Origin of the sequence: Dehalobacter restrictus DSM 9455 (assembly GCF_000512895.1) — a bacterium.
GTDB classification, from domain to species: Bacteria; Bacillota; Desulfitobacteriia; order Desulfitobacteriales; family Syntrophobotulaceae; genus Dehalobacter; species Dehalobacter restrictus.
The window spans coordinates 2,172,467-2,198,043 of the sequence record NZ_CP007033.1 but is presented as its reverse complement, the minus strand read 5'-3'; the positions used below and the strand labels follow the sequence as shown (position 1 = coordinate 2,198,043).

Sequence of the window (25,577 nt, the reverse complement as noted above, 5' to 3'; positions counted from 1 at the left end):
ATGGAAGACAAAGGGCTGCTGATTGTGGTCTCAGGTCCTGCAGGAGTTGGAAAAGGAACGCTGTGTAAGCGGCTTTTTGCCGAGTGCGGTGATCTGGAATATTCTATTTCTGTAACGACCAGGGCACCAAGACCGGGAGAAACAGAGGGAAAAGAATACTATTTTCGTTCCAGGGATCAATTTCTTAAAATGGTTGAGAATAATGAGTTTCTGGAATGGGCAGAGTTTTGCGGAAACCTGTATGGAACCCCAAGATTTCATGTGGAAAGTGTCCTGAAGAGAAACAAGACCATCTTACTGGAAATCGATATGCAGGGAGCAAAAATTGTCAAAAAGGCTTTTCCGGATGGTGTGTTTATTTTCATTGTTCCGCCTTCCCTGGAAGAGCTCGCTGAAAGGCTTTATGGAAGAGGAACGGAAACACCTGAGGTCATGCAGCGCAGACTAGCACAAGCCGTTCTGGAAATGAAAAATATGAAGGATTATGATTATGCTGTTGAGAACGACGAAATTGGCACTGCGGTAGAAAAGCTTAAGAGTATTATGATTGCAGAAAAATGCCGGGTGAGTTCAAAGCCGTAATAATTTTAAAGTCGCTCTAATTTGAAGGAGGAATAACGATGAAGCAGCCTTCTTTGGATGTTCTGATGTCCCAGGCAGACAGTAAATATACCCTAGTGGTGGCAGCTGCCAAAAGGGCCAGGGTACTCATGAACAATTTGGATGCAAGTGAATTTAAAGATACAAAACCTGTTAGCAGGGCTTTGCTTGAGATTGCAGACGGAAAAGTCTATCCTGACTTTTTTGATAAGGTAACGTCAGATGCTTTGCGGTAAACGTGTGCTTCTGGGCGTAACAGGCAGTATTGCTGCCTACAAAGCGGTCGACATTGCCAGCAGACTGGTGAAAAGCGGTGCAGAGGTCTTTGTCGTGATGACAAAATCAGCGACAGAGCTCGTTGCGCCTTTGACATTTAGAAGCATATCAGGACAGCCGGTTTATACGGAAATGTTCACGGAACCTAAAATGTGGAACATTGAACATATTTCTCTGGCCCAGAAGGCAGACATCACCTTAATCGCTCCGGCGACAGCCAATATCATTGCGAAGATGGCTGTCGGTCTTGCTGATGATTTTCTTTCTACCGTCTTGCTGGCTGTCAATAATCCAATCTTTGTAGCTCCGGCGATGAATCATGCCATGTATCATCACCCTGCAACGCAGCAGAATCTGGGGATTCTTCAGCAACGGGGTATTCATATGATCGGGCCAGCCAAAGGATACCAAGCCTGCGGGACAGAAGGCGACGGCAGGATGAGTGAGCCTGCGGAGATCATTGATTTCCTTCAGAATTTTATGTTAAACCGGGAAATCATGAAAGGCCGGAAAGTGCTAGTTACGGCCGGCGGCACCCGCGAGGAACTTGATCCGGTCAGATATCTTGGAAATTACAGCTCAGGCCGCATGGGCTATGCAATTGCTGAGGCGTTTGCTGAGGCAGGCGCACAGGTGACCCTGGTCAGCGGCCCCTCGGATATCCTGCCCCCGTTCGGCGTGGAAACGGTCCGGATTATTTCAGCGGAAGAGATGTATCTGGAAGTTATGACACGATATGCGGAACAGGATATCGTCGTCAAAGCAGCTGCTGTTGCTGATTTTCGACCTGCAGTCCGCAATGAGCAAAAGATCAAAAAAGACGGAGAGTCTGTTATCTTAGAATTAGTTCCGAATCCAGATATTCTGTCAGCTTTGGGAGCTCGGAAGAAACACCAGTACTTGGTTGGCTTTGCTGCCGAGACCCAAAATGTAATTGAAAACGGTCTGGAAAAGTTGAAACGCAAAAAGGCCGATATGCTTGTAGTCAATGATGTCACAGCACCTGGCGCAGGTTTTGGCACAGATACCAATATTGTTAGTTTTCTTTATCCCGATGGCAGAAAAATAGATCTGCCCAAAATGAGCAAGCTGGATGTCGCCAGAAGGTTGGTGCAAGAGATTGCCTTGAACAAAGGTATTGGATCAAAGGAGTGATTTTGGATGGGTTACAAATTATTTACCTCAGAATCTGTTACCGAAGGACATCCCGACAAAATATGCGATCAAATTTCGGATGCAATTCTTGATGCCGTCCTGTGTCAGGACAGAGAAGCAAGAGTTGCCTGTGAAACATCTGTGACAACCGGGCTGGTTCTGGTAAGCGGCGAGATTACCACCCATTGTTATGTGGATATTCCAAGAGTCGTAAGGGAAACCATCAGACAGATTGGATATACGAGAGCCAAGTATGGCTTTGACGCAGATACATGTGCGGTGCTGACCTCGATTGGAGAGCAGTCCAGTGATATTGCCTTAGGCGTTAACAAAGCACTGGAGGCAAAAATATCCGAAGAAGATATCAGTGAGATCGGTGCAGGAGACCAGGGGATGATGTTTGGCTATGCGACAAACGAAACCGAAACATTCATGCCGGTGCCGATTGATCTTGCGCATAAGCTGGCCCGCAGGCTAGCTGAAATCCGTAAGGCGGAAGTGCTGAACTATTTAAGACCTGACGGTAAAACGCAGGTTACCGTTGAATACGAGGACGGAAAACCCAAAAGGATCGATACGATTGTAATTTCGACCCAGCATCATCCTGAGGTTTCCCAGGAGCAGATCAAAAATGACCTTCTGGAACATGTCGTAAGACCAGTGGTTCCATCTGAAATGTTGGATGAGAATACCCGTTATTATATCAACCCGACGGGCAGATTTGTGATTGGCGGGCCTCAGGGTGATGCAGGACTTACCGGCAGAAAAATTATCGTTGACACCTATGGCGGTATGGCTAGACATGGTGGCGGGGCGTTTTCCGGAAAAGATCCTACGAAGGTTGACCGGTCCGGGGCTTATGCCGCGCGCTATGTGGCCAAAAATGTTGTCGGAGCGGGCCTAGCTGACCGCTGTGAGATTCAGATCGCCTATGCGATTGGGGTTGCGCGTCCTGTCTCCATTTCAGTTGAAACATTTGGGACGGGTAAGGTCAGTGATGATAAGATCATCACGCTGATTAATGAAACGTTTGATCTTCGTCCGGCTGCAATCATCAACACTCTGGATCTCCGCAGACCAATCTACAGACAGACCGCGGCCTACGGGCATTTTGGCCGCAATGACCTTGACCTCCCGTGGGAGAAGCTTGATAAAGTCGAACAATTAAGGAAACTGGCCGGACGCTGAAACGTTGTTAAGCTTCCAATAGAAATAAGCTATAGCAGAGAAAAATTATCGATATTAGTAGAAGAATAACAGACTGCAGAGGGTGTCGTGGGAATCCAGGGCATCCTTTTTATGTTGATAACAGGAAAAATTACAATTTTTTATGGTGAGCGGTCAAAGTAAATGCAACCTTTGACAGAGTAAATATAGTGGGGTTTCATTGAGTCTGTCAAAATACTGGGAATAACAGGTATAGTACCTGTTAAAAATAGCCGATTCAGATTATATGGAGTGAAAATCTGCCAGCCGAGTTCTAAAAAAGAGTATACTAATAAAAGGGGTACCCGGAAATCGTTTTTCGGACAGAGTAACCGCGTCCCCTTGATCAGGATCGGTATGGATGTGTTCTGCGGGTTAAATGATACTGAAATTATTTTTTCAAAAGCGACGGCTTCAGCAGGATTTTATTAGCAGGAATCCTGCTGATTCCCAGGTTTTTAAGGACATCATCGTACCCGTAGATGAAACTAAACACATCCAACGGCGATTTGTCGCCCAGTTTCTCCCTGGAATAGGAGTTGATATGCGACATCATAAGGTCAATATCCCCTTGGCACAGGGCGTCAAACGATGTGCCTTTGGGCAATATTTTCCTAATGAACTCGTGGTTCAACTCCACGTTGGGCTTCTGGTATGATGCGAATGGGTCGCAGTAGTACAGCCGCGTCCTGCGGCGGCCCTGTGCATCATACTCCAAAGCTTTCGGGTTTGAAAACTCTGAACCGTTGTCAGTGAGGCAAACGGAAAGAAGGCGGCTGAACACCTCTCTGCTAAGAGTTTCGTCTAGGCAGTTGAAGACGTCGATAACGGACTGGGAGGTATTGCGTTCCCTGATGAAGGCCAGCATCAAGTCACAGGACTTGAACATCATCGTGAGCAGGACCTTTCCACCGACACGCCCGATAACTGAATCTATCTCAACGACCGGAGCGTCTGATGCTTCCGTAAAGGCCAGGAAGTCGGCGTAGGTGCGGCCAAGCCTGCAGGTGCTGTCGATTTTATGCTCCACCGTTTTGGTTTTTCTGGGCTTAAGGCGGCAGACCCGGGGCATGTCAATGTTTCTCGCCTTAAAGAGTCCGCCGGAAACATAGCGGTAGATGGATTTCTCACTGACGATAAGCCTGTCGGCATTGTGGACTGCGATGTGATGAACAGATTGCCCACGCTGGATGAGGGGACTGATCCATTCGTCAAGGTAGAGCAGTTCATCCTCGGTAATATTTGCACCGGAGCGGGATTCCACCAGCATCTCTCGGTATGCCTCATGAGCATTTCTGTGGAGGTAATACTTTTTCCGTAGGACACACTGGTAAGCTTCAAGACAACCGTTGCAGACATACGGTGGATCATAAAGCCTGTGGCAGCGTCGCTCCTCGAATTCCTCGCATACGGCATTGCAGTAATTACAGCGGGAACACTTTCTTGTGCAATTAGGCTTGTCGGAGCAGATCTGCATTTTTTGGCAGACATTGAGATTGGCGCAGCGGTTATGGATACGGTATGGCGCATATTTATTGCTTTCAATGGCGCGGGCGCGAATTTCACGGGAAATGGTGGATGCGCTTTTTTCAAGGGTGACGGCAATCCGCTTAAGAGATACGCCCTCTCGCAGTAGCTGCTCAATTTGTAGACGCTCCGAATCAGTGAGATGCTTGTTTTTTGCCATGGTAAATTCTCCTTTGACTCAAAGATTCCCGCAGAACACATCCTAAAGTTCTTGTCGGAATATTGCCAGACTAAATGCAATCACTCCCCCATGGGGGAGTGAAGAAAAAGGAGACTTTCGATTGTAAGACTTAATGCCACTATCCTGTTTGAAGATTTAAATGCAATCACCCAGTAATGTATAGGTTGCATTTACAAAGTCAATTGAGGTACAATTTTTTATTAAAGCGCTATTTCAAAATACAGATTCAAATATGGATTATCTTGATATATAATATACCTATTGTTAACAGTTAGCGTTCAAAATAAGTTTGAGGCAGGAGGATGGTAGGATGACTCAGAATGAGTTGTTACTTCATTTAAGAAAGACCGTTGAACAGGTCTTAAAAGCTCCCTACTACAAGAAAAAACTGGCTGAGGTGGGTATCTATTATCCCGGTGATGTCAAATCCCTGGAGGATTTTCGGAAGATACCATTGACGGATAAAGAAGCGTTACGCCAGAATTATCCTTTCGGATTATTTGCCGAGCCATTGGAAAAGATGGTCAGAATCCATGCTTCCTCAGGGACAACGGGAAAACCGACCGTTGTAGGGTATACCCGTGAAGATATTCAGTTATGGGCCAAAATTGTGGCCAACGGTCTCAGAAGGGCTGGCATTACGTCCAACGACGTTGTACAGGTCGCTTATGGCTATGGCTTGTTTACCGGCGGTATGGGACTGCATTACGGATGTGAAGAACTTGGGGCTTTAGTCATTCCGATCTCCGGCGGCAACACCCAGCGTCAGCTGATGCTGATGCGTGACTTTGGAAGTACGGTTCTTTGCTGTACTCCGTCGTACGCACTTTATCTGGCAGACAGTCTGGGGGAAGAGGGTATGACCAAAGAAGACCTGAAGCTGAGGGTCGGGATATTTGGCGCTGAGCCCTGGACAGAACAGATGAGGACAGAGATTGAAGCCAGACTTGGTATTCGGGCGCTCGATATCTATGGATTGAGTGAAACGATGGGACCCGGCGTTTCTTTGGAGTGCCTGAAGGGCGAAGGGCTGCATATCGATGAGAACTTCTACCCTGAAATTCTCGATAAAGACGGAAATGTTCTGCCAGAAGGAGAAACAGGAGAACTTGTTCTTACCAGCTTTAACAAAATGGGTTTCCCCGGACTTCGCTATAGAACGAAAGATATTACCAGCATCACCTATGGAAGCTGTACCTGCGGCCACACCGGCTGGACGATGAAGAGAGTGTCGGCCAGAGTCGATGATATGCTGATTATTCGCGGTGTCAACGTCTTCCCAAGCCAGATTGAAGAAGCGATCCTGTCGGTAGGCGGAATCGAACCGCATTATCTGATTGTTGTGGACCGTGAGGGTAATCTCGATACCCTCGAAGTGCAGATTGAGGTGAATGCGGCAAGCTTCAACGATGAGATCCGGGAACTCGAAGAGCTCCAGCAAAGGCTTCAAACTAAAATACATGAGATCCTTAATATTGCGGCCAGGGTGCGTCTTGTCGAGCCGAAGAGTATCCCGCGCAGCGAAGGAAAAGCGAAGCGTGTAATTGATAAACGCAAGGAAAAACAATTAAGCTAAATTCTCCTAAATGAAAAAAATAAAGGGGGAAAAACATATGTTACAACTGTCAATTTTTCTGGAAAATGCCCAGGGCCGTCTGGCAGACGCACTGAATACTTTAGCTGACCTTCAAGTCAATATCCGCGCGCTGTCCCTTGCTGACACCAAAGATTACGGTGTACTCAGGATTATCGTGGAGAACCCGGAAGAAGTTGCGGAGAAACTCCGGGAGCGCAATTGTGTCGTCAAGATCACCCGGGTCTGGGTGCTAAAAGTTCCCGACAGTCCGGGAGGTCTGGCTGGACAACTGAACAAGCTTGTTGCCGAGGGTGTGAACGTTGAATATATGTATGGTTTTGTGGAAAAGGAAAACGAGCAGGCCCAGGTCGTTCTAAGAGTCAGAGATGCTGAAATCATGCAGGCCGCGATGGACAAACTCGCGCTCAAATGAAGAAAGAAGAAAGTAAGCGATCAAACACAGTATGAAAATATAATAACAATATGAAAAAAACCTGTTTCCTTACAAAAATAAGGAAACAGGTTTTTTGTATAATCCGTTCTGGCATTTAGGAAAATAAATTTAGTACCATTGAAAATTTGTTTTTGGAGGATGATATGCAGGACTTCATTGCGACTTACACCAGCCAAAGAAAAAAACAGGAGACTCGGCAATATCTGCTCGATAATATCACCTATCATCTTGCACCGCTGCTTATCGCATCCAAGCCGGCTGAGCTGCTTACATTTACCACTGCCATCAAAAAAGATGCGCTGGAGGCCTGGGATCAAATCAAAGATAGGCTTTACCCCTATGTGATGGTTCAGGAAATTGTCAGGAATAAAGCTTCTGTCAGCGTATTATTTTATGCAGCAGACAGATTATCTTCAATACTTCAAATCCCTGAGAACCAGCATTTCTTAAGATCACTGGATTATTGTGGGGAGACGGATCAGGATACGGCAATCCGGACTTTAAAACAAAAATGGATCATTGGGCCTTTCCCTCACGAAATCGGACTATTTCTGGGCTTCCCACTGGACGATGTGGCAGATTTTATCTATTTCCCCGATAAAAAACCTCTGCTGACCGGTTACTGGAAGGTCTACCATGCTCCTGAGAAAGCCAGGAGAATATTTCAGGAATACAACGAGGCCAGATATGCATACATCCGATACATGCTCGACGGGAACAAAAGTGAGGGCTTTTTAAAATGCATGGGTCGGAACCGGTTGAAAGGATCTTCAATATAATAAGCTAAAGAATGATTTGCCATGGCCGTCAGGAGGAATTGGGATGTTTAGTTACCAGAAACGTTTACTATATCCGGTTTATGTTGAGCAGAAAAATGAGAAGCTGGCCTGGACCTTATTGGAACATATCGGCGGGAAAGACGGGGAATTTACTGCTTTTACACGTCATATGTATCAGCGCCTGCATGTGATCAATCCATATATTCGTGATCTTTTGGGTATGATTGCTTCGGAAGAGCTTGCGCATATGGAGATCATTGCAGCTGTAGTCAGAAAGCTTGGCCTTGCTGATTTGCCGCTTGCCAATTCCGGGCAGGAGTCCTGGAATATGGAATATGTTGAGAAAAGTACGGATATTAATGAGATGCTCAAAATCGATGAAGAAGCGGAAATCAGGGCGAAGAGACTGTACCTGCGGCATCTCACACTGACTGAGGACACTTCGCTAAAGAAAGTGCTCCAATTCTTAGTCAACCGGGAAGAAGTTCATCAAAGATTACTAAGAAAAAGCGGTGTTCTAGTGGCTCAGGAAGCCAATAATGAGCAGTTCTCGACGCTGATTCATGAATATAAAATGAGTTTGCGCGTAATGAAGTAACAAATTTTCCCTTGGTCAATAAACTATGAGGGGATTATTATGTTATAGGGGAGAGGAAAATGAGTATTGCTATTACCAAAATGAATTATGGTAAACTGGTTGTCGGAATTGATGCGGAGGTTGAGCTCAAAAACGGTAAAAACTGCAGGGGAATCAATTTTGATAATGCAGCAACGACGCCGCCTTTTGTTTCAGTGCTCCAGGAAATCAGCAGTTTTGCACCGTATTATTCGTCAATTCACAGGGGGTCCGGCTACAAGTCCAAATTGTCTTCGGAAAAATATGAAAGTGCCAGGAAAACAGTGATGGATTTTGTGGGTGCAGACCACAAAAGGGATGTGGTGATCTTTGTTAAGAATGCCACAGAGGCTATCAATAAAGTGGCCTTCAGGCTGTCACAGGACGTGGATCCATACATAAAAAGTGTTATCCTTTCAACTTCCATGGAGCATCATTCCAATGACCTGCCCTGGCGGGAAAAGTATGAGGTCGATTATATTGAGGTGGATGAATGTGGAAGGCTAATCTTTAACGATTTTATTGAAAAGCTGGAAAAATATAAAGGCCGGGTCAAGCTGGTAACTGTAGCCGGAGCTTCAAATGTAACAGGTTATGTCAATCCCGTACATCGAATTGCTGAATGGGCTCATAAATATGGTGCAAAGGTCATGGTTGACGGATCACAGCTGCTTCCTCATCAGCCGTTTGATACGAAGCCCTCCGCTTCCAGCAAACATATCGATTTTCTTGTTTTCTCCGCACATAAGATGTATGCGCCTTTTGGGACCGGCGTTCTGATTGGCCCCAAAGACTTTTTCCTGAAGGGAAGCCCCGATTATCAGGGCGGAGGAACAGTCAAAGCTGTAACCCGTGATTTTGTAATCTGGAATGATCCTCCTTCCAAAGATGAGGCCGGAACGCCCAACTTAATGGGCGTGCTGGCCTTGGCCGCAAGTATAAAAACCCTGAGCGCAATCGGGATGCGAAATGTGTACAAGCATGAAAAAACCCTGACATCTCAACTGATTCAGGGATTAAAGAAAATAGACTGTATCGACATATATTGTGCAGAAGATCAAAGTCAGGAACGGGTCGGGATTGTCCCCTTTAATATGAAGGGCATTTATCATGAGAAACTGGCGGATATACTAGCCGGAGAAGCCGGAATTTCTGTCAGGAGCGGGTGTTTCTGCGCACATCCTTACGTCCAAAAGCTGATGAAAGTCGAACCAGCCATCTTAAGCGCAGTTGCAGATCATCTTCCGGAAAATAGACCCGGGATGGTCAGAGTCAGTTTTGGTTTATACAATGAACCTCACGAAGTTGGCAGGCTGCTGGAAGCATTGCAGGAAATTGCCAAAGACAGAAGACGATATTTGAAAATGTACAGCTAAGACAGTCAAGCCTGCATAAAGATAAGAACCATTACCGACAATAAAAACATACATCTAAGAAATGGTGGTGCTTATCATGGAAAAAGAGAAGAAACTCAGCCTGATTTTGTTCAGCGGGGATTATGACAAGGCGATGGCTGCCTTGATTCTGGCTAATTCGGCCCGCGAGCTCAACATGAAAGTCAGTATCTTTTTCGCTTTTTGGGGTCTGTGCCTGATACGCGATCCGGAGAAGATGTCTTTGGAAGACAAAACAGTTTATGAAAAAATGTTAGGAATGACGGCACCGAAAGGTCCGGAAGACCTGCCGCTTTCTCGGATGAATATGGCTGGCATTGGAAAAGCCATGCTGAAACAAATGATGGAAGACCAGGACGCACCAAATCTTTCCGCTTTTCTGAAAGGAGCGCAAAAAAAGGGGGTAAGCTTTTACATATGCAAGCTTTCCCTTGAGATCATGGGTTTTACACTTGAAGAAATGATTCCGGATGTCAAAATCATGACAGCGAAAGATTATCTGCAGGATGCCCTGGAAGCGGACATAGAGCTTTTTATCTAAACTGCTAATCGGCTTCTTCCTTTACACTGTTTCCTTAAAGTTGTTATATCTTCGGTATCCGATATTCGTTCTCTGTATTATCCGCATCAATCACAGTCATATATTCCCGCTGACTGCCATTGGCAGTTTTATTCCGCGTCCCTTGGCGAAAGGCATTCGCCCCGAGTATGGTCTTTTTCTTCTTGCTGAAAAATTTCTGATAGATGACGCGGGTGGAAATCCCGATGCCCAGGAGAAGCAAAAAGACCCAAGAAACTATTACTGCCAGGAAAATCATTCCTAAAGCAAAAATGGAATATAGAAGATATTTTAATAAATCAGGCATTTATATCACCTCTGACTATTATTATAAGCAGTAAGCTTAAGATATGATTAATGCAGACAAATGATTAATGCAGATCATTAATATGCAGAATGAATCTTAGGTTATCGGATAAGCTCTAAGGTGAATTTAATCATTGCCGGATATTGTAAGGTTTAGAAGAACGATTGTCTTTACAAATGAAGTCATGAATCTAACGTGACAGTACGAAGAAGGAATAGCCCAAAAAGTAAAATTATGCTAAAATAAGTGAAGAAAGGGGATGTGAATTTGGATGTTTTTGTCGGGATTTCTCTTTCCCTGATTATTGTAGGAATCATTCTGGTTATTCTGGAAATATTCATTATTCCAGGCTTTGGCGTCTCAGGGATCATCGGGCTTTTGATGATGATCGGTGGAGTATTTTTAGTGGCTGATTCGTTCGCCGAGGGCGTCGTGTATCTTCTGATCATACTTATTATGGCAGGGCTGCTGATCTATATTGGGTATAAAACGGGTCGGCTGAAAAAACTCTGGCGTAAGGTAACTTTGGGGGAAAAGCAGAGAACCGAAGAAGGCTTCGTAGCACCCAAAACAGATTATAAACACTATCTCGGGAAAACAGGAAAAGCCCTGACCCTGCTCCGTCCGGCAGGCACAGCGCAGATTGAAGGAGAACGGGTCGATGTCGTCACAGATGGAAGTTTCATCCCAAAAGATTCTGCGATAAAGGTCATCGCGGTTGAGGGCACAAGAATCATTGTGAGTAGGGAAGAAAATGAATAGGAGGTTATAAACATATGACAACGGCACTTGTTACAACGGTGATACTGATTATGCTGGTTCTGATTATTCTAATGGTTCTGTTTACGTTTATTCCGGTCGGTCTCTGGATTTCGGCTTTGGCAGCTGGTGTTAATATCGGCATATTCACACTGATCGGAATGAGACTTAGGCGAGTTGCACCGATCAGGATTGTGAACCCATTGATTAAAGCACATAAAGCTGGTCTGGGACTTACCCCGGCACAGCTTGAGGCCCATTACCTTGCCGGAGGAAATGTTGACAAGGTTGTTAACGCATTAATTGCTGCGGAAAGAGCGGCCATACCGCTTAAATTTGAAAGAGCCGCAGCCATTGATTTGGCAGGACGTGATATTATGCAAGCGGTGCAAATGTCCGTTAATCCGAAAGTTATCCAAACACCCACTGTCTCTGCTGTTGCACAAAATGGGATTGAATTAAGAGTCATAGCAAGAGTCACAGTTCGGGCAAACATTGACCGTCTGGTTGGCGGAGCTGGTGAAGAAACGATTATTGCACGCGTCGGAGAGGGCATAGTAACAAGTATCGGCAGTTCCTCTTCCCATGCCAATGTTCTCGAAAATCCGGACATGATATCCCAGGCTGTTTTGAATAAAGGGTTGGACTCCGGAACAGCTTTTGAAATCCTCTCCATTGATATTGCCGATGTCGATGTCGGCAAAAACATTGGAGCGCAGCTGCAAACAGATCAGGCTGAAGCGGACAAGAGGATTGCCCAAGCCAAAGCGGAGGAACGCAGAGCGATGGCGGTAGCCAGGGAACAGGAAATGAAAGCGTCCGTTCAGGAAATGAGAGCAAAAGTCGTGGATGCGGAAGCGGAGGTGCCACTGGCACTGGCATCAGCTTTAAAAGAGGGACGCCTTGGCGTTATGGATTATTACAATCTGCAAAACGTGATTGCAGATACCCGCATGCGGGATAATATCGCTGTCACAGCCAAAGGAGATGAACCGGAAACGACGATACCCAAGAAGTAGGTGATGTTCAGTGGATATCATAACATTTATCATTATTGCGGTTGTAATTTACAGCTTCTTTGCCAATAAAGACAAGCCTCCGCAACGCAGGCCTGTTAGGCCGGAGGACAACAGGCCGTTGTCCGAACCTCTGACAACCGAGATGGACAGGGACATTTCCCGGATGGAAAGAAAGAAAAAAGGAAATTTCTTCGAAGATCTGGAAAGACAGCTTAGGGAATCTGTGGAAAAGGCTGAGAGAGAGCTGCAGGCTGGACCGTACGGATCAACCGTCAAGAAAAAGGCTGCTGCCCCTCCGACTTCTGCTTCTTCAGTTCCGCGGAAAGCTGAAACCGTCCAAAAAACAGAAAACAAATGGAGAGAAGAAGGACGATCGGACTATGATCGGTATATTTCCAACGAGGGCACCCAGGGCATTGAAGGCCTCGGCGGCGATGAAGGAACCGCAGACCAGGAAGGAACATGGGGAGCCGAAGGCAGTGATTATACCAACAGGCAGATCATACCGAGAGATCAAATTTCTCAAAAAAGACAAGCCTTCGGTTTCGGTTTGTCATCCTCGGAAGTGATGCGTGGCGTGATCTGGGCTGAGGTTCTAAAGGAACCGAGGGCCAGGAGAGCATTTCCGCGAAGATAAACAAGATAAAAATTTTAAAATAAATAACAATTTAAATTTTTATAATGTAATGAAGAAATTAAAAATATACCCTCCTATTGGCAGTAAACTGCTCGGGAGGGTTTATTTTTGCCTCTTGAGCAAAATAGAGTACCATATTATGGGAATATGAATAGAATAGAGCGAATATAGAATAGCAGGAGGTGCAAAAAAATGGCAGTTGAAGGTGCTGTAGGCGCTTATGGCGGAGGCATGGGCGGCGGATGTCTTTGTGGGATCGCTATTGTTGTTGTAATCATTTTATTGTTGATTGCAATGGGAATCGTATTCTAGGATAACGAAATAATACAAGTGTCCCGGAAAGGAGGCCCAAAGAATGTATAGACAAGGTGGTTGTTGCTGCAGCATGCCGGTTGCCAGACCAGTGGCTGTACCCAATTATGGGGTAGCAATTATTGCGATTGCAATTTTGATTTTAATTGCCCTTGGCGTAATATTCTAATTCTTACGGCTGAATCTGCTGGATGGTAAAACCAAAAATAGATGCAAATTGCTTGCTTAGTCGGGGATGTCCAAGAAATTTGGACATCTTCGTTTTTACGTGTTATTCTTTATTTTTGATACAAAAAATGGACAACAAGCTTTATTTAGCCAAAAAGAACGGAAGAGACCGGGTTGAAGCCTGATCTGGAGGTTAAGGAGAGTTCATGAACATACAGATATTTGGGATTAAAAAGTGTTTTGATACAAAAAAAGCGGAGCGCTGGTTTAAAGAACGCCGCATTCAATATCAGCTGATTGATCTGGAGCAAAAGGGATTAAGCAAAGGGGAACTGCAGAGCATCAAAGCAGCGATTGGTCTGAACAACCTGTTTAATACCGGAAGCAAAGACTATTCCCGGTTAAACCTCAACAAAATCAGCAGTTCCAATGTCAGGGAAGAGCTGCTGCTGAACAATCCAAGTCTCTACCGGACGCCGATCGTACGCAATGGCAGACAGGCCACAGTAGGGTATGCTTCTGAAGTTTGGGAATCATGGGATTAGTACCGAGCCATAACAAATGTTATGGGTTAATCTCAGTAAGTGCTTGGAGCAGGCTGTCCATCTCCTCGTCACTGCCGATACTGACACGCAGGTAATTGTCAATCTTGGGCTGGCGGAAGTACCTAACCAGAATGCCCTGCTGTCGGAGTTCGGTAAAGACCCCTTCGGCTTTGAACACGGGGTGGGATATGAAAATGAAATTCGCCTGTGAAGGAATCACTTGCCAGCCCATTTGCCTGAGTATCGGAACAATTCTTTCCCTGGTTTGCATCACTTTCTGTCTCGTGGCCTGAAAGTAGGACTCATCTCTTATGGCTGCGATTGCTCCGGCCATGGATAGGCGGTCCAACGTATAAGAATTAAAGGAATTTTTGATCCGGTTCAAGCCTTCCATCAGCCCATCCTGACCTAAAGCAAAGCCTACCCTTAAGCCTGCCAGAGACCGGGACTTGGACAGGGTCTGGATCACCAGCAGATTCGGATACTTCGCAATAAGCGGAATGGCAGTTTCACCGCCAAAATCGATATAAGCTTCATCAACGATGACCACCTTATCTGGATTGCGGATAAGGATTTTTTCTATCATTTCCATCGTTACATAGTTGCCGGTAGGGGCATTGGGGTTTGGAAAAATGACGCCGCCCTCGGAATCGTAGAAATCAGGCGGGTATAAAGAAAATTCTTCCCGCAGCGGAACCAGCCGGTAGTCCAGTTGAAACAGGTTGGCATAGACCGGGTAGAAACTATAGGTAACATCCGGGAAAAGGATCGTGCTGCCCGGGTCAAAAAAAGCCATAAACGCAAAGGCCAGGATTTCATCGGAGCCGTTTCCGACAAATACCCACTCCTTCTTCAGGCCGTAATATTCGGCTACGGTCTGGCGCAAGTCCTCTCCGCTCGGATCGGGGTATAACTTCAGTTTTTCATTCGCAGCTTCTTTGATTGCTTCGAGGACTAAGGGCGAAGGCGGATAGGGGCATTCGTTCGTATTCAGCTTGATATATTTTCTGTCTTTCGGCTGTTCTCCCGGTACGTACGGTCTCTGACCAGCCGCAATTTTGCTCCAGTATTTGCTCATTTGCTCACTCACTCTTTTCAGTAAAATAAACCACCGATTTTTTTCGTTTCTGGGTAAAAAATAAGACGTTGAGTAGATTATATCCTGAGTATATCGGGCCTGCAAGCCAATTCTAATTAATCTTTTTAAACGGAATCACGATTTAAAGATATTTATTCATATTGTACTTGACACCGGGCAAATACTTTAATAAACTAAAGTGTAAAAGAGATAACCCCGGAGGTAAGTAATCATGTTAAGTGACGAAAGGATCAGGGATACCCTGACCGATTCTCTTTTTGAAGCGATCCTTAAGCTCAAAACGAAAGAGGAATGTTACAGCTTCTTTGAGGATCTGGCTACGGTAGCGGAGATCAAGGCCCTCGCGCAGCGGCTGGAAGTCGCCCGCATGCTGGAGGAAGATGTGACCTATTCCAGGATTGCTGAAATGACCGGAGCAAGCTCTGCCACCATCAGCAGGGTCAAACGTTGTTTAAACTATGGTGCCGACGGGTACAAGATGGTTCTCGAGCGGATGGAGAAAGACCACAAAGAATAAGAACTTTCAGAAAAAGAGGTGCAATAATTATGGAACGTTCATCATTGGGGCTTAAAATTCCGGAGGGGATGATCGATCTTCTGCCGGCTGAATTAGCACAGCTGGAGGAACTGGAAGGAAAAGCAATCAGTGTGTGTAAAAATTGGTCCTATCAAAAAGTTGCGACTCCCGGGCTCGAATACCGGGCTTGTGTGGAGCCTGACGCAGACAAGGATGACCATCTATATAAATTCTTTGACAAGAACGGTCATATTCTCGCGTTAAGACCGGAATTTACGACTCCGATTGCCAGGATGGTTGCCACAAGGCAGAAAGGCGGACAATTTCCTTTGCGGTTCTGTTACAGCGGTGATGTTTACAGGAATGATTCCGCCCGTTACCGGGAGTTCAGACAGGTGGGTGTTGAACTGATCGGCTCGGATAATGACATTGCAGACGCTGAAGTCATTGCGCTGGCCATAGAAATCATGAAGACGCTTGAAATCAAAAATTTTCAGCTGAACCTCGGGCATAACGGGATTTTCTCGGGGCTTGCCGAAGAAATGAAGTTTGAAACCAAAGTCAGGGAGGAGTTGGAAGACGGTATAGCCCGCAAGGACATGGTCAAACTTGAAAAAATCATTTCTTCCAACGATTTGCCTGAGTCGGCAAAGGAACTTCTTCTTTCCCTGCCTTATCTGACCGGCAAAGAAGAAGTCCTGGATAAGCTCCAGAACTGGACGCATATCAAACCGATAAGAAAAGCTGTTGAATCTTTACGGACCATCTATTTGTATTTAAAGGAATTCGGAGTTCAGGACTACGTATCCCTGGACCTTGGGATTTTAAGAGGGTTCTCGTATTATACCGGCGCAATTTTTGAAGGCTATCTTCCGGGGATCGGCGTTCCGCTGATTGAAGGAGGACGTTACGATGGTCTCTATGCAGATTTTGGAATGAACCACGGCGCAACAGGCTTTGCGGTTAATCTTGGCTTTATACTTGAGAAGGCTGCAGATTTTGAATTGGATATGGCCGATGTTCTGGTTTACGGACAATCCCCCGGAGCTGTGATCAAACGCTGCCGGGAGCTCAGAAAGAGCGGCAAAAAAGTTGAGATGGCCCTCGGATTCCTGGAGGACACCGATGCCAGAAACATGGCTTCCAGCCGCGGAATTGCGCTGCTGGAGAAGATTGAAAGCAATAAATAAGTGTCCTGCCTAATGGGGCAGGTCAAATAGTTTCTAACTTACACGATTTTCATTTAACATCGTTAGCAATTAATTTACAGGCCATTGGTCTAATCATGAATCTTTGGAAGGGGCTTTGCATTGTGCCGAAGAATTATTTAACCATAGCGCTGCCAAAAGGAAAATTACTGACGGATTCAGTGGCGCTTCTGACGGAAGCGGGGCTGGACTGCAGATCAGTAGAAAATGATTCCCGTAAACTGTTGTTTGATCTTCCGGGATCAGAGGCGAGAATCATCATTTGCCGCCCGACGGATATCCCGACCTATGTGGAGCAGGGAGCTGCGGATATCGGTTTTGTTGGCAAGGATACTGTAATTGAACAAAACAAAGATGTCGCCGAACTGGTCGACTTAAAATTCGGGTACTGCCGCTTTGTCGTGGCGATGCCGGAGGAGAACCTGCCGCAGAAGCTGCCGGATGGCCTATATGACCTGAGCGTGCTGAATCATAAGAGAGCGGCAACCAAGTTCCCGAGAGTCGCCCAGCTGTTTTTCAATGAGCACGGCATGCAGGTCACACCAATCAAGCTGCATGGCAATATTGAACTTGCTCCCCGCGTGGGTCTGGCTGAAATGATTGTGGATATTGTCTCAACCGGCAAGACCTTAAGGGAGAATAAACTGGCGGAGGTTGCCCAGATCCTCGAAGCTACGAGCAGAATGATTGCCAACCGTGTGTCCTACCGTGTAAAATATGAACGCATTCAGGGACTTGCAGAAAAAATCAGAGTCCTTGTCCAGTAGTACGACTGACATTGCCAAAGGAGGCTTAAGACGATGAAGACTGTGCAAAAAATTCAGGATATTGACCTGAAGAAGCTTATTAATAAATCCTACGGCGATAACCACAACCTCGAAGAAAAAGTTGCAGGAATTCTGCAAAAGATTCGTGAGCAGGGGGATGAAGCCCTATATGACCTGACTGCCGCGTTTGACGGGGTTGACCTGAAGGGCTCGGGATTGCGGGTCACCGATCAGGAGATCTGGGAAGCTTATAAAAAAGTAGATGATGTGTATCTGGAAGCAATTAGCCAGGCGATGAACAACGTCAGAACCTACCACGAAAAGCAAAAAAGGGTTTCCTGGTTTGATATTGCTGAAGACGGCAGTATCCTCGGTCAGATCATTCGTCCTCTGCAGCGGGTTGGGATCTATGTTCCGGGAGGAACAGCGGCTTATCCATCTTCTGTTCTGATGAATGCGCTTCCGGCAGCTGTAGCCGGAGTCGAGGAGATCGTCATGGTTTCTCCGCCCCTGAAAGACGGAAGTCTTTTGCCGGAGGTGCTGGTCGCTGCCGCAGAGTGCGGTGTCAAAGAGATCTATAAGGTCGGAGGTGCGCAGGCGGTCGCTGCTCTTGCTTTTGGCACAGCGACGATTGCACCGGTGGATAAGATTACAGGGCCGGGCAATATCTTTGTGACCCTTGCTAAGAAAATGGTCTATGGAACCGTGGACATTGATATGTTGGCCGGACCGAGCGAGATCCTTATTCTTGCGGATGAAAGCGCTGCCCCGGAGGAACTGGCGGCAGACCTGCTTTCGCAGGCGGAACACGACAGGCTTGCCTCAGCAATTCTGATTTCGCCGTACTCCGATTTGTTGGAAAAGACCGTGATTGAGGTGGAACGCCAGCTTGAAGCGCTTCCACGGGCTGAAATTGCCAGGGCTTCCTGGGATACTTACGGGGCTGCAATCCTGGTTGAAGATCTTGAAGAAGGGATCAACCTTGTGAACCGCATTGCCCCTGAACACTTTGAGCTTGTTGTGCAGGATCCGTTTGCTTGGCTGGGCAAGGTAAAAAATGCCGGAGCGGTATTCCTGGGAAGATATACGCCGGAACCGGTCGGCGACTATTTTGCGGGACCGAACCATATCTTGCCGACAGGAGGGACCGCACGCTTTTATTCTGTCCTTAGCGTCGACACCTTTGTCAAAAGGATCAGTGTGATTAATTATTCCGAAGAAGCACTGCAAAGGGATGCCGCCCAGATTGCGTATCTTGCCCGCAAAGAAGGCTTGGAGGCGCATGCCAGAGCCATAGAGGTCAGACAGAAGTGGCGTTGAAATCGTGATGGCGGAAGAACAGTATCTTCATGTATAATAGAAGGATAAGGTTAGTAAGGGGGCCTATAGTGTGAGGAGTGCCAATCTAAACAGAACAACCCTGGAGACGGAGATTTCACTGACGCTGGCGATTGACGGCAGCGGGAGAGTAAACGTAGATACCGGAATCGGTTTTTTTGACCACATGCTTGATGCCTTTTGCCGGTTTGCCCATTTTGATCTGGAAATTAAAGCCGGAGGAGACCTGAAAGTTGACCAGCATCATTTGGTGGAAGACTGTGGGATCGTCCTTGGACAGGCGTTGAAAGAAGCGCTGGGGGACAAGTCCGGAATTGAGAGAGTCGGGGATTGCCTGTTTCCGATGGATGAAGCCCTGGTTCAGGTTGCCGCAGATATCTCCAACCGGGGATTTTTGGTCTGGAAAGTTGATTGCCCGGAAGGGATGGTCGGTGATTTTCCGGTAGAGATGGCGGAAGAATTTTTCCGGGCATTGGCGACGAATGCCGGCATCACGCTGCATATTTGCATGCTGGATGGGAAAAACAGGCATCACATTCTGGAAGCCTTATTTAAAGCCACGGGCAGGGCCTTCGGACTTGCTGTGAGGAAAAACAGTCATGTTGACGGCGTACCCTCCACCAAGGGGAGCTTATAGGATAGAGCTTTTAGGTTGACAAGGTACTAGCTGGCAAAACAGCATGTAATTACTGGAGGACATCATTAGAATGATAGGCATAGTAGACTATGGACGCGGAAATCTGCGAAGTGTGGAAAAGGCGTTTGAAAAACTTGGGTTTTCAGCGAAGATCATGGAGTCTCCGGAAAAGCTAACCGATACGGCCGGAGTTATTCTGCCTGGAGTCGGCGCTTTCGCGGATGCTATGGATGCGCTGGCGAAAGGCGGCTGGCTTGACCCTTTAAAACAGTATGTACAAAGCGGCAAACCTTTTCTGGGCATCTGCCTCGGTATGCAGCTGCTTTTTGAGATTGGCGAGGAACATGGAGAACATGCCGGTCTTGGTTTTCTCAAAGGCCGGGTGGTCAAATTCCCGCCGGGTTTGAAGATACCGCATATGGGCTGGAATACGCTGAATGTTGTCAGACCGAACAGGATCTGTGATAATATTCCGAACCATTCTTATTTTTATTTTGTCCACTCTTATTTCGCTCAGCCAGCTGATCGGGATTGTATTGCCGGGACCAGCGATTATGGGCTGGAGTTCCCTGCGCTGGTCGGTAAAGACAATGTCTGGGGTGCGCAATTCCACCCAGAGAAGTCCAGCCCCTGGGGTCTGGTCATGCTCGATAATTTTGGGAAATGGGTGAAAAATCAATGATCATATATCCGGCAATCGATTTAAAAGACGGCAAAGTTGTCCGTCTCCTGCAGGGAAGAATGGAGGATGCAACCGTATATTCCGACAATCCTGCCGAGGTGGCGGCTGATTTTAAGGACAGAGGATCAAAGGTTCTGCATATCGTCGACCTGAACGGGGCGTTTTCCGGAAAACCCGTGAACGATGAAGCTATTCGGGATATTGTCAAGAATGTTTCGTTAAAAATTCAGGTGGGCGGCGGTATCCGGACGCTGGCCAGAGTCGAAGAACTGCTGGAATTAGGCGTAGCTCGGATCATACTCGGGACGGCCGCGGTAAGGGACCCGGAGCTTGTGATGGAGGCTGTCCGTAGGTATGGCGATCAGATTATTGTCGGCATCGATGCCAAAGACGGCATGGTGGCGGTTCAGGGATGGGCGGAAAGCACCGATCTCAAAGCGGAGGATCTCGGCAAAGCGATGAAGCAAGTCGGCGTGTCCCGGATTGTCTTTACCGACATCTCCCGGGACGGGATGCTTGGTGGCCCGAATATTGCCAGCACCGTCAGTATGGCTGAGACAACTGGCCTGAAAGTGATTGCTTCCGGCGGCATTTCCGCGCTGGATGACCTGAAAAAACTGAAAGCGGAGGCTGACCATGGAATAGCGATTGAAGGCGCAATTGTCGGCAAAGCGATCTATTCCGGCGCATTCACCCTGGAAGAGGCCCTGCAGGTTATCTGTTAGAATATAATTCCTAATTTACATTACTTATACACCTGCTGATTAAGTCACCAGGCCATCCATTACGGTGACTAACCCAAGCAAAAGGAGCAAATTTAATGCTTGCCAAACGAATCATACCCTGCCTCGATGTTCACGATGGCCGGGTAGTTAAAGGGACTAATTTTATTCATCTGCGGGATGCGGGCGACCCTGTGGAACTTGCCTCACTGTATGACCGTGAAGGTGCCGATGAGCTTGTCTTCCTGGATATTTCGGCTTCTGCCGAAGGACGGGAAACGATGGTCGATGTCGTCCGAAGAACTGCTGAGGAAGTGTTTATTCCGTTTACCATTGGTGGGGGCTTAAGAACCATTGAGGATATCCGGAGAATGCTGCGGGCCGGAGCAGATAAAGTCTCCTTAAATACGGCTGCAGTTCAAAATCCGGAGTTAATCGAACAAGGAGCCCTCGCCTTCGGCAGCCAGTGCATTGTTGTCGCAATCGATGCCCGCAAAGTTGGAGAGGGACGTTGGGAAGTGTATACGCACGGAGGCCGTAAACCGACCGGGATCGATGTTCTGGAATGGGCCGGTAAAGTTGAAGAACTTGGGGCGGGTGAAATTCTGCTGACTTCGATGGACCGTGACGGAACCAAAGAGGGCTATGACAACGAACTGAACCGGACCGTGGGCAGAGCGGTATCTATTCCTTTAATCGCGAGCGGCGGGGTCGGAACACTCGAACATATGGCTGAAGGTCTGACGGAGGGGGAAGCAGATGCAGTACTCGCTGCGTCCATTTTCCATTACAGGGAATACAGCATCAAAGAGACGAAAGATTATCTGGCCGGAAAAGGCATACCGATTCGAAGATAATCTTCAGAAATTGATAATCACAGAAAAGATAAGCAAATTTGGATATTGAAGAAACATCTTAGTAATTAGATCCCCGGAAAATAATGATTGAGAAAAGTTAGGAGTCAACCGAGATGAACAGTAGATTTGAGTCAGGGAGCATCGATATCTCTAAAGCCGTACAGGCTGTGAAGTGGGATGAAAAAGGTCTTGTTCCGGCCATTGCCCAGGATGCCGAAAGCGGAGAAGTGCTGATGCTCGCCTACATGAATCAGGAAGCATTGAAAAAAACTCTGACTGAAGGCAAGGCGTGTTATTTCAGCCGCAGCAGAAGCCAGCTGTGGGTCAAGGGAGAAACATCAGGTCATTACCAGGAAGTCGTCGATATCCGGTTTGACTGTGACCGGGATACGATTCTTCTGAAGGTGAAACAAAGTGGAATGGCCTGCCATGAAAACTATTACTCCTGTTTTCACTACCTGCCGGGCTCTGAAACGTGCAGCGGCGAACCGGATACCAAACCTCCTGTCTCTCTGGGCAGGACTTTGGAAATGCTCGCCGAAGTTATCAAGCAGAGAAATATCGAGAGGCCGGAAGGTGCCTATACGACCTATCTCTTTACCAAAGGGATCGACAAGATCCTAAAAAAAGTCGGTGAGGAATGTGCGGAAGTCATTATTGCCGCCAAAAACGATTCGCTGAGTGAGATCCGCTATGAAGCTTCCGATCTGCTGTATCACCTGCTGGTCCTGCTGGAAGACAGGAACGTTCCTTTAACGGAGATTGCCGAAGAACTCAATGCAAGAAGAAAATAAATATATTTGTTCAAAGTGAAGATGTCGTAATGCCTGTAAAGGGAGAAAGAGCATGAACGAAAAAGTAACGAAGACCATCACATTGCCGCGGTTGAACAGATTGAATCCTTCCCTCGAAAGCACCGCGTTAAAAATCATGGAAGAATCTGGGGAGCTGGCCCAGGCGATCGGCAAATTCCGGGGCTTAAACGGAGAAGCGCTGCGGGTGGAAGAGGCAGAGGCGATGCAGATGGTCGCCAAGGAGCTGATGGATGTTGCCCAGACTGCGGTAACCATGATGTTCGTTCTGGAAGAGCATTACGGTATTGATCTCAATGAGGTTCTGACATCACATCTCAGCAAACTGAAAGATAAAGGATATTGCGATTAACCTCTTGCTATTGATCTAATTATTTCTTCTCGAACACCTGTTCCCTTTTTGCTTTTTATGTGGTAAAATGAGGATAATGTTTTGTATCGGTCATAAACGAGTATATTCGGAGATTTTAATTTGGAAATGACAAGAAAGGTGATCTTATCAATGTATTATCTTAAGGACCTGAACCCTGTCCAACGGGAAGCAGTTGAAAGTGGAGACGGTCCTCTTCTTATTTTAGCCGGAGCCGGTTCAGGCAAGACAAGAGTATTGACTTATAGGATCGCGCATCTGGTGGCTAAAGGCGTTAATCCCTGGAACATCCTGGCGATTACGTTTACGAATAAGGCTGCCAAAGAGATGAGAGACCGCGTTCTTGCGCTGGTAGGCAGTGAGGGTGAGGGGCTCTGGGTAGCGACCTTTCATTCTACCTGCGTGCGGATCTTAAGGCGGGAAATCAATGCCCTGCCGGGATATTCCCGGAGCTTTGTGATCTATGATGCCGGGGATCAGCTGACTGTGCTTAAAGAGTGTCTGAAGGAACTGAATCTCGATGATAAAAAATTTGCGCCGCGGGCTGTTTTAGCAACGATCAGCGATGCCAAGAATAAGCTTTTAGGGCCGGATGCTTTTGCTGCAGAGGCCAGAGATTTCTTTACCGAAAAAGCGGCTGCGGCCTACCGTTTGTACCAGAGAAAGCTCTCCGGCAATAATGCCTTAGATTTCGATGATATCATCATGCTGACAGTGAAAATATTCAGGGAAAACCCGGATGTCTTAAGCTACTATCAGGAAAAATTCCGTTACATCCTCGTCGATGAGTATCAGGATACCAATCATGCTCAGTATATCCTGATCAAGCAGCTTGCTGCACGCTATTGCAACCTTTGCGTCGTCGGGGACGACGACCAGTCCGTTTACGGCTGGAGAGGTGCTGATATCCAGAATATCCTGGATTTTGAAAGAGACTATCCGGAAGCCAAAGTGTTGAAGCTGGAGCAGAATTATCGTTCGACGCAAAAGATTCTGCGGGCGGCCAACGAAGTCGTCAGCAATAATTATAATCGCAAAGGGAAATCTCTCTGGACAGAAAATACGGAAGGAGAGGAAATAGTTCTCTTTAAAGCGACAGATGAGCATGACGAAGCCCGCTTTGTGACTGGGAAAATTCGTGATCTGGCTGATACAGAAGGCAGACGGTATAACGATTTTGCGATCCTGTACCGCACAAATGCCCAGTCCCGGGTGCTGGAAGAACACTTCATGAAAGAAAGCATACCCTACAAAATATATTCCGGGGTTAAGTTCTACGAACGCCTCGAAATCAAGGATATTCTGGCCTATTTGCGGCTGCTGAACAATCCGGCCGATCGCGTCAGCTTCGCCAGGGTCATTAATGTGCCCAAAAGAGGTATTGGAAAAGTCAGCCTGGATAAAATACTGGAGTACGCTGAGGAACAGGGTATGCCGATTCTGGATGCGCTGGCTGAAGTGGCATATATTCCAGGTCTCCAGACTAAAGGCGTTGGCACACTGACGAATTTCCATGAACTGATGCTTGGATTCCGTCAAGAAGCTCAAAAGGGTGTGCCGCTGACCGAGTTGACGGAGAAGATCATAAGGGATACGGGATACATGGCATCTCTCCGAGCGGAAAATACGGTGGAGGCTGAATCCCGGATAGAAAACCTTAATGAATTCCTTTCCGTAACAGCCGAGTACGACAACAACATTCAGGACTACCTTGAGGATCCTGATCTGGAGACTGACCAGAATATGCTTATTCTGGGAGGATTCCTCGAACAGGTTTCTCTGGTCGCAGAAATTGACAGTTTTGATGAAGCGGAAGACGCCGTAAAGCTAATGACCATGCACAGCGCCAAAGGATTGGAATTCCCAGTTGTGTTTGCAGTTGGAATGGAAGACGGGATCTTCCCGAGTGGCAGGAGCCTTTTGGAACAGGTTCTGCTCGAGGAAGAACGCCGGCTATGCTACGTTACGATCACCCGGGCCAGAGAAAAGCTTTTCCTGAGCACGACGGAACAAAGGATGGTCTTTGGCCATATCCAGAGTAGTGTGCCTTCGCTATTCCTAAAAGAAATACCCGAGGAGCTTCTGACAGAGGAGACCTCCCGTCGGGAAATTCTTGGCAGGGGATTCGGGCTTTCTTCCCAAGCCAGGAAATATGCCGGTGATGCTGCTGCTTCCACTTCAGGCAATTCCTTTGCCGGACGTAAAAGCTGGAAGGACAGTGGAGCGTCTGTTGTCAGCTCCGATCCCGGGAGCTTTCTGGTCGGTGACAAAGTCGGGCATCCCAAATTCGGCCACGGCATTGTAATGTCCGTAAAAGGTGAAGGGAACAGTGCCGAGATCACGGTTGTTTTCAGCGGTGAAGTTAAGAAACTGATTGCCGAGTATGCCCGACTTTCAAAGATCTAACAGGTTATTCTAATGCTAAATCGATAATTTGGGTAATTTTAGTTAATCTTTTGGCGAAACGGCAAACAAGCCTTCGCAGCAAAAATATGAGA

Annotated in this window: 29 protein-coding genes; 26 read left to right on the top strand and 3 right to left on the bottom strand. The window is 46.9% G+C overall.

The genetic code is table 11. From position 1 onward, the window contains the following. From gmk to metK, 4 genes are read left to right on the top strand one after another with little or no spacing between them, the layout of a single operon-like run. The gene (gene gmk / locus DEHRE_RS10520; protein ID WP_025206021.1) at positions 1 to 582 is read left to right on the top strand and encodes a guanylate kinase; all 582 of its coding nucleotides are present in this window, start codon (positions 1 to 3) and stop codon (positions 580 to 582) included. 38 nt (positions 583 to 620) lie between these two features. Further along, positions 621 to 836 carry a DNA-directed RNA polymerase subunit omega gene (rpoZ, locus tag DEHRE_RS10515; protein WP_015043499.1) on the top strand — a complete coding sequence of 72 codons (216 nt, stop codon included), beginning with the start codon at positions 621 to 623 and terminating at the stop codon, positions 834 to 836. Continuing rightward, positions 823 to 2,031: a bifunctional phosphopantothenoylcysteine decarboxylase/phosphopantothenate--cysteine ligase CoaBC gene (gene coaBC / locus DEHRE_RS10510; protein WP_019226777.1), complete on the top strand. Its 1,209-nt coding sequence runs from the start codon at positions 823 to 825 to the stop codon at positions 2,029 to 2,031. The genes rpoZ and coaBC overlap by 14 nt, the downstream gene beginning before the upstream one ends. A 6-nt stretch (positions 2,032 to 2,037) precedes the next feature. Beyond that, a complete protein-coding gene (gene metK / locus DEHRE_RS10505) occupies positions 2,038 to 3,219 on the top strand; it encodes a methionine adenosyltransferase (RefSeq protein WP_015043497.1) in 1,182 nt (393 codons plus the stop codon). A 409-nt stretch (positions 3,220 to 3,628) separates the two neighbouring features. Here metK and DEHRE_RS10500 read toward each other — a convergent pair whose 3' ends face one another. Continuing rightward, positions 3,629 to 4,924, bottom strand: a complete 1,296-nt coding sequence (locus DEHRE_RS10500) for a helix-turn-helix domain-containing protein (protein WP_025205019.1) — start codon at positions 4,922 to 4,924, stop codon at positions 3,629 to 3,631. Between the two features lie 331 nt (positions 4,925 to 5,255). On the opposite strand from DEHRE_RS10500, the gene DEHRE_RS10495 reads away from it, so the two are divergent. From DEHRE_RS10495 to DEHRE_RS10470, 6 genes are all read left to right on the top strand, one after another. Continuing rightward, on the top strand, positions 5,256 to 6,521 hold the full coding sequence (locus DEHRE_RS10495; protein WP_019226634.1) for a phenylacetate--CoA ligase family protein: 1,266 nt from the start codon (positions 5,256 to 5,258) through the stop codon (positions 6,519 to 6,521). A gap of 37 nt (positions 6,522 to 6,558) precedes the next feature. Next, positions 6,559 to 6,954, top strand: a complete 396-nt coding sequence (locus DEHRE_RS10490) for an ACT domain-containing protein (RefSeq protein ID WP_019226635.1) — start codon at positions 6,559 to 6,561, stop codon at positions 6,952 to 6,954. Positions 6,955 to 7,118: 164 nt separating this feature from the next. Continuing rightward, positions 7,119 to 7,754, top strand: a complete 636-nt coding sequence (locus DEHRE_RS10485) for a DUF3793 family protein (protein ID WP_019226636.1) — start codon at positions 7,119 to 7,121, stop codon at positions 7,752 to 7,754. 43 nt (positions 7,755 to 7,797) lie between these two features. Further along, complete coding sequence (locus tag DEHRE_RS10480; protein WP_019226637.1) at positions 7,798 to 8,352, top strand: manganese catalase family protein; 555 nt, start codon at positions 7,798 to 7,800, stop codon at positions 8,350 to 8,352. Between the two features lie 59 nt (positions 8,353 to 8,411). Further along, positions 8,412 to 9,746: an aminotransferase class V-fold PLP-dependent enzyme gene (locus DEHRE_RS10475; RefSeq protein ID WP_019226638.1), complete on the top strand. Its 1,335-nt coding sequence runs from the start codon at positions 8,412 to 8,414 to the stop codon at positions 9,744 to 9,746. A 76-nt stretch (positions 9,747 to 9,822) separates the two neighbouring features. Next, positions 9,823 to 10,305 (top strand): DsrE/DsrF/DrsH-like family protein, encoded by a 483-nt coding sequence (locus DEHRE_RS10470; RefSeq protein WP_019226639.1) that lies wholly within the window; start codon positions 9,823 to 9,825, stop codon positions 10,303 to 10,305. 43 nt (positions 10,306 to 10,348) lie between these two features. Here DEHRE_RS10470 and DEHRE_RS10465 read toward each other — a convergent pair whose 3' ends face one another. Then, positions 10,349 to 10,630: a hypothetical protein gene (locus DEHRE_RS10465; protein ID WP_019226640.1), complete on the bottom strand. Its 282-nt coding sequence runs from the start codon at positions 10,628 to 10,630 to the stop codon at positions 10,349 to 10,351. A gap of 246 nt (positions 10,631 to 10,876) precedes the next feature. Between DEHRE_RS10465 and DEHRE_RS10460 the strand changes: the two genes are divergently transcribed. From DEHRE_RS10460 to DEHRE_RS10445, 5 genes are all read left to right on the top strand, one after another. Then, positions 10,877 to 11,392 (top strand): NfeD family protein, encoded by a 516-nt coding sequence (locus tag DEHRE_RS10460; protein WP_242836946.1) that lies wholly within the window; start codon positions 10,877 to 10,879, stop codon positions 11,390 to 11,392. Between the two features lie 14 nt (positions 11,393 to 11,406). Continuing rightward, positions 11,407 to 12,408 (top strand): flotillin-like protein FloA, encoded by a 1,002-nt coding sequence (gene floA, locus DEHRE_RS10455; RefSeq protein WP_015043488.1) that lies wholly within the window; start codon positions 11,407 to 11,409, stop codon positions 12,406 to 12,408. A 10-nt stretch (positions 12,409 to 12,418) separates the two neighbouring features. After that, the gene (locus tag DEHRE_RS10450) at positions 12,419 to 13,045 is read left to right on the top strand and encodes a hypothetical protein (RefSeq protein WP_019226642.1); all 627 of its coding nucleotides are present in this window, start codon (positions 12,419 to 12,421) and stop codon (positions 13,043 to 13,045) included. A 355-nt stretch (positions 13,046 to 13,400) separates the two neighbouring features. Beyond that, positions 13,401 to 13,526, top strand: coding sequence for a hypothetical protein (locus tag DEHRE_RS15495; RefSeq protein ID WP_019226644.1), 126 nt, complete (start codon positions 13,401 to 13,403; stop codon positions 13,524 to 13,526). A gap of 205 nt (positions 13,527 to 13,731) precedes the next feature. Beyond that, positions 13,732 to 14,070, top strand: coding sequence for an arsenate reductase family protein (locus tag DEHRE_RS10445; RefSeq protein ID WP_019226646.1), 339 nt, complete (start codon positions 13,732 to 13,734; stop codon positions 14,068 to 14,070). A 19-nt stretch (positions 14,071 to 14,089) separates the two neighbouring features. Here DEHRE_RS10445 and hisC read toward each other — a convergent pair whose 3' ends face one another. After that, positions 14,090 to 15,148 carry a histidinol-phosphate transaminase gene (gene hisC / locus DEHRE_RS10440; RefSeq protein ID WP_025206020.1) on the bottom strand — a complete coding sequence of 353 codons (1,059 nt, stop codon included), beginning with the start codon at positions 15,146 to 15,148 and terminating at the stop codon, positions 14,090 to 14,092. A 232-nt stretch (positions 15,149 to 15,380) separates the two neighbouring features. Between hisC and DEHRE_RS10435 the strand changes: the two genes are divergently transcribed. From DEHRE_RS10435 to pcrA, 11 genes are all read left to right on the top strand, one after another. Further along, entirely contained in the window at positions 15,381 to 15,686 is a 306-nt protein-coding gene (locus DEHRE_RS10435) for a YerC/YecD family TrpR-related protein (protein WP_019226648.1), read from the top strand. 29 nt (positions 15,687 to 15,715) lie between these two features. After that, entirely contained in the window at positions 15,716 to 16,876 is a 1,161-nt protein-coding gene (gene hisZ / locus DEHRE_RS10430) for an ATP phosphoribosyltransferase regulatory subunit (RefSeq protein WP_019226649.1), read from the top strand. A 122-nt stretch (positions 16,877 to 16,998) separates the two neighbouring features. Then, positions 16,999 to 17,661, top strand: coding sequence for an ATP phosphoribosyltransferase (gene hisG, locus DEHRE_RS10425; protein ID WP_026071891.1), 663 nt, complete (start codon positions 16,999 to 17,001; stop codon positions 17,659 to 17,661). A gap of 33 nt (positions 17,662 to 17,694) precedes the next feature. Continuing rightward, the gene (gene hisD / locus DEHRE_RS10420) at positions 17,695 to 18,981 is read left to right on the top strand and encodes a histidinol dehydrogenase (RefSeq protein ID WP_019226650.1); all 1,287 of its coding nucleotides are present in this window, start codon (positions 17,695 to 17,697) and stop codon (positions 18,979 to 18,981) included. 70 nt (positions 18,982 to 19,051) lie between these two features. Continuing rightward, on the top strand, positions 19,052 to 19,636 hold the full coding sequence (gene hisB, locus DEHRE_RS10415) for an imidazoleglycerol-phosphate dehydratase HisB (RefSeq protein ID WP_019226651.1): 585 nt from the start codon (positions 19,052 to 19,054) through the stop codon (positions 19,634 to 19,636). Positions 19,637 to 19,706: 70 nt separating this feature from the next. Continuing rightward, positions 19,707 to 20,318 (top strand): imidazole glycerol phosphate synthase subunit HisH, encoded by a 612-nt coding sequence (gene hisH, locus DEHRE_RS10410; RefSeq protein WP_025206019.1) that lies wholly within the window; start codon positions 19,707 to 19,709, stop codon positions 20,316 to 20,318. After that, positions 20,315 to 21,043: a 1-(5-phosphoribosyl)-5-[(5-phosphoribosylamino)methylideneamino]imidazole-4-carboxamide isomerase gene (gene hisA, locus DEHRE_RS10405; protein WP_019226653.1), complete on the top strand. Its 729-nt coding sequence runs from the start codon at positions 20,315 to 20,317 to the stop codon at positions 21,041 to 21,043. The genes hisH and hisA overlap by 4 nt, the downstream gene beginning before the upstream one ends. Positions 21,044 to 21,138: 95 nt before the next feature. Continuing rightward, positions 21,139 to 21,897, top strand: a complete 759-nt coding sequence (gene hisF, locus DEHRE_RS10400) for an imidazole glycerol phosphate synthase subunit HisF (protein WP_019226654.1) — start codon at positions 21,139 to 21,141, stop codon at positions 21,895 to 21,897. A gap of 113 nt (positions 21,898 to 22,010) precedes the next feature. Further along, on the top strand, positions 22,011 to 22,691 hold the full coding sequence (gene hisIE / locus DEHRE_RS10395) for a bifunctional phosphoribosyl-AMP cyclohydrolase/phosphoribosyl-ATP diphosphatase HisIE (RefSeq protein ID WP_019226655.1): 681 nt from the start codon (positions 22,011 to 22,013) through the stop codon (positions 22,689 to 22,691). 52 nt (positions 22,692 to 22,743) lie between these two features. Then, positions 22,744 to 23,061 carry a MazG-like family protein gene (locus tag DEHRE_RS10390; RefSeq protein WP_019226656.1) on the top strand — a complete coding sequence of 106 codons (318 nt, stop codon included), beginning with the start codon at positions 22,744 to 22,746 and terminating at the stop codon, positions 23,059 to 23,061. 150 nt (positions 23,062 to 23,211) lie between these two features. Then, positions 23,212 to 25,485 (top strand): DNA helicase PcrA, encoded by a 2,274-nt coding sequence (gene pcrA, locus DEHRE_RS10385; protein ID WP_025206018.1) that lies wholly within the window; start codon positions 23,212 to 23,214, stop codon positions 25,483 to 25,485. The last annotated feature ends 92 nt before the right edge of the window (positions 25,486 to 25,577 follow it).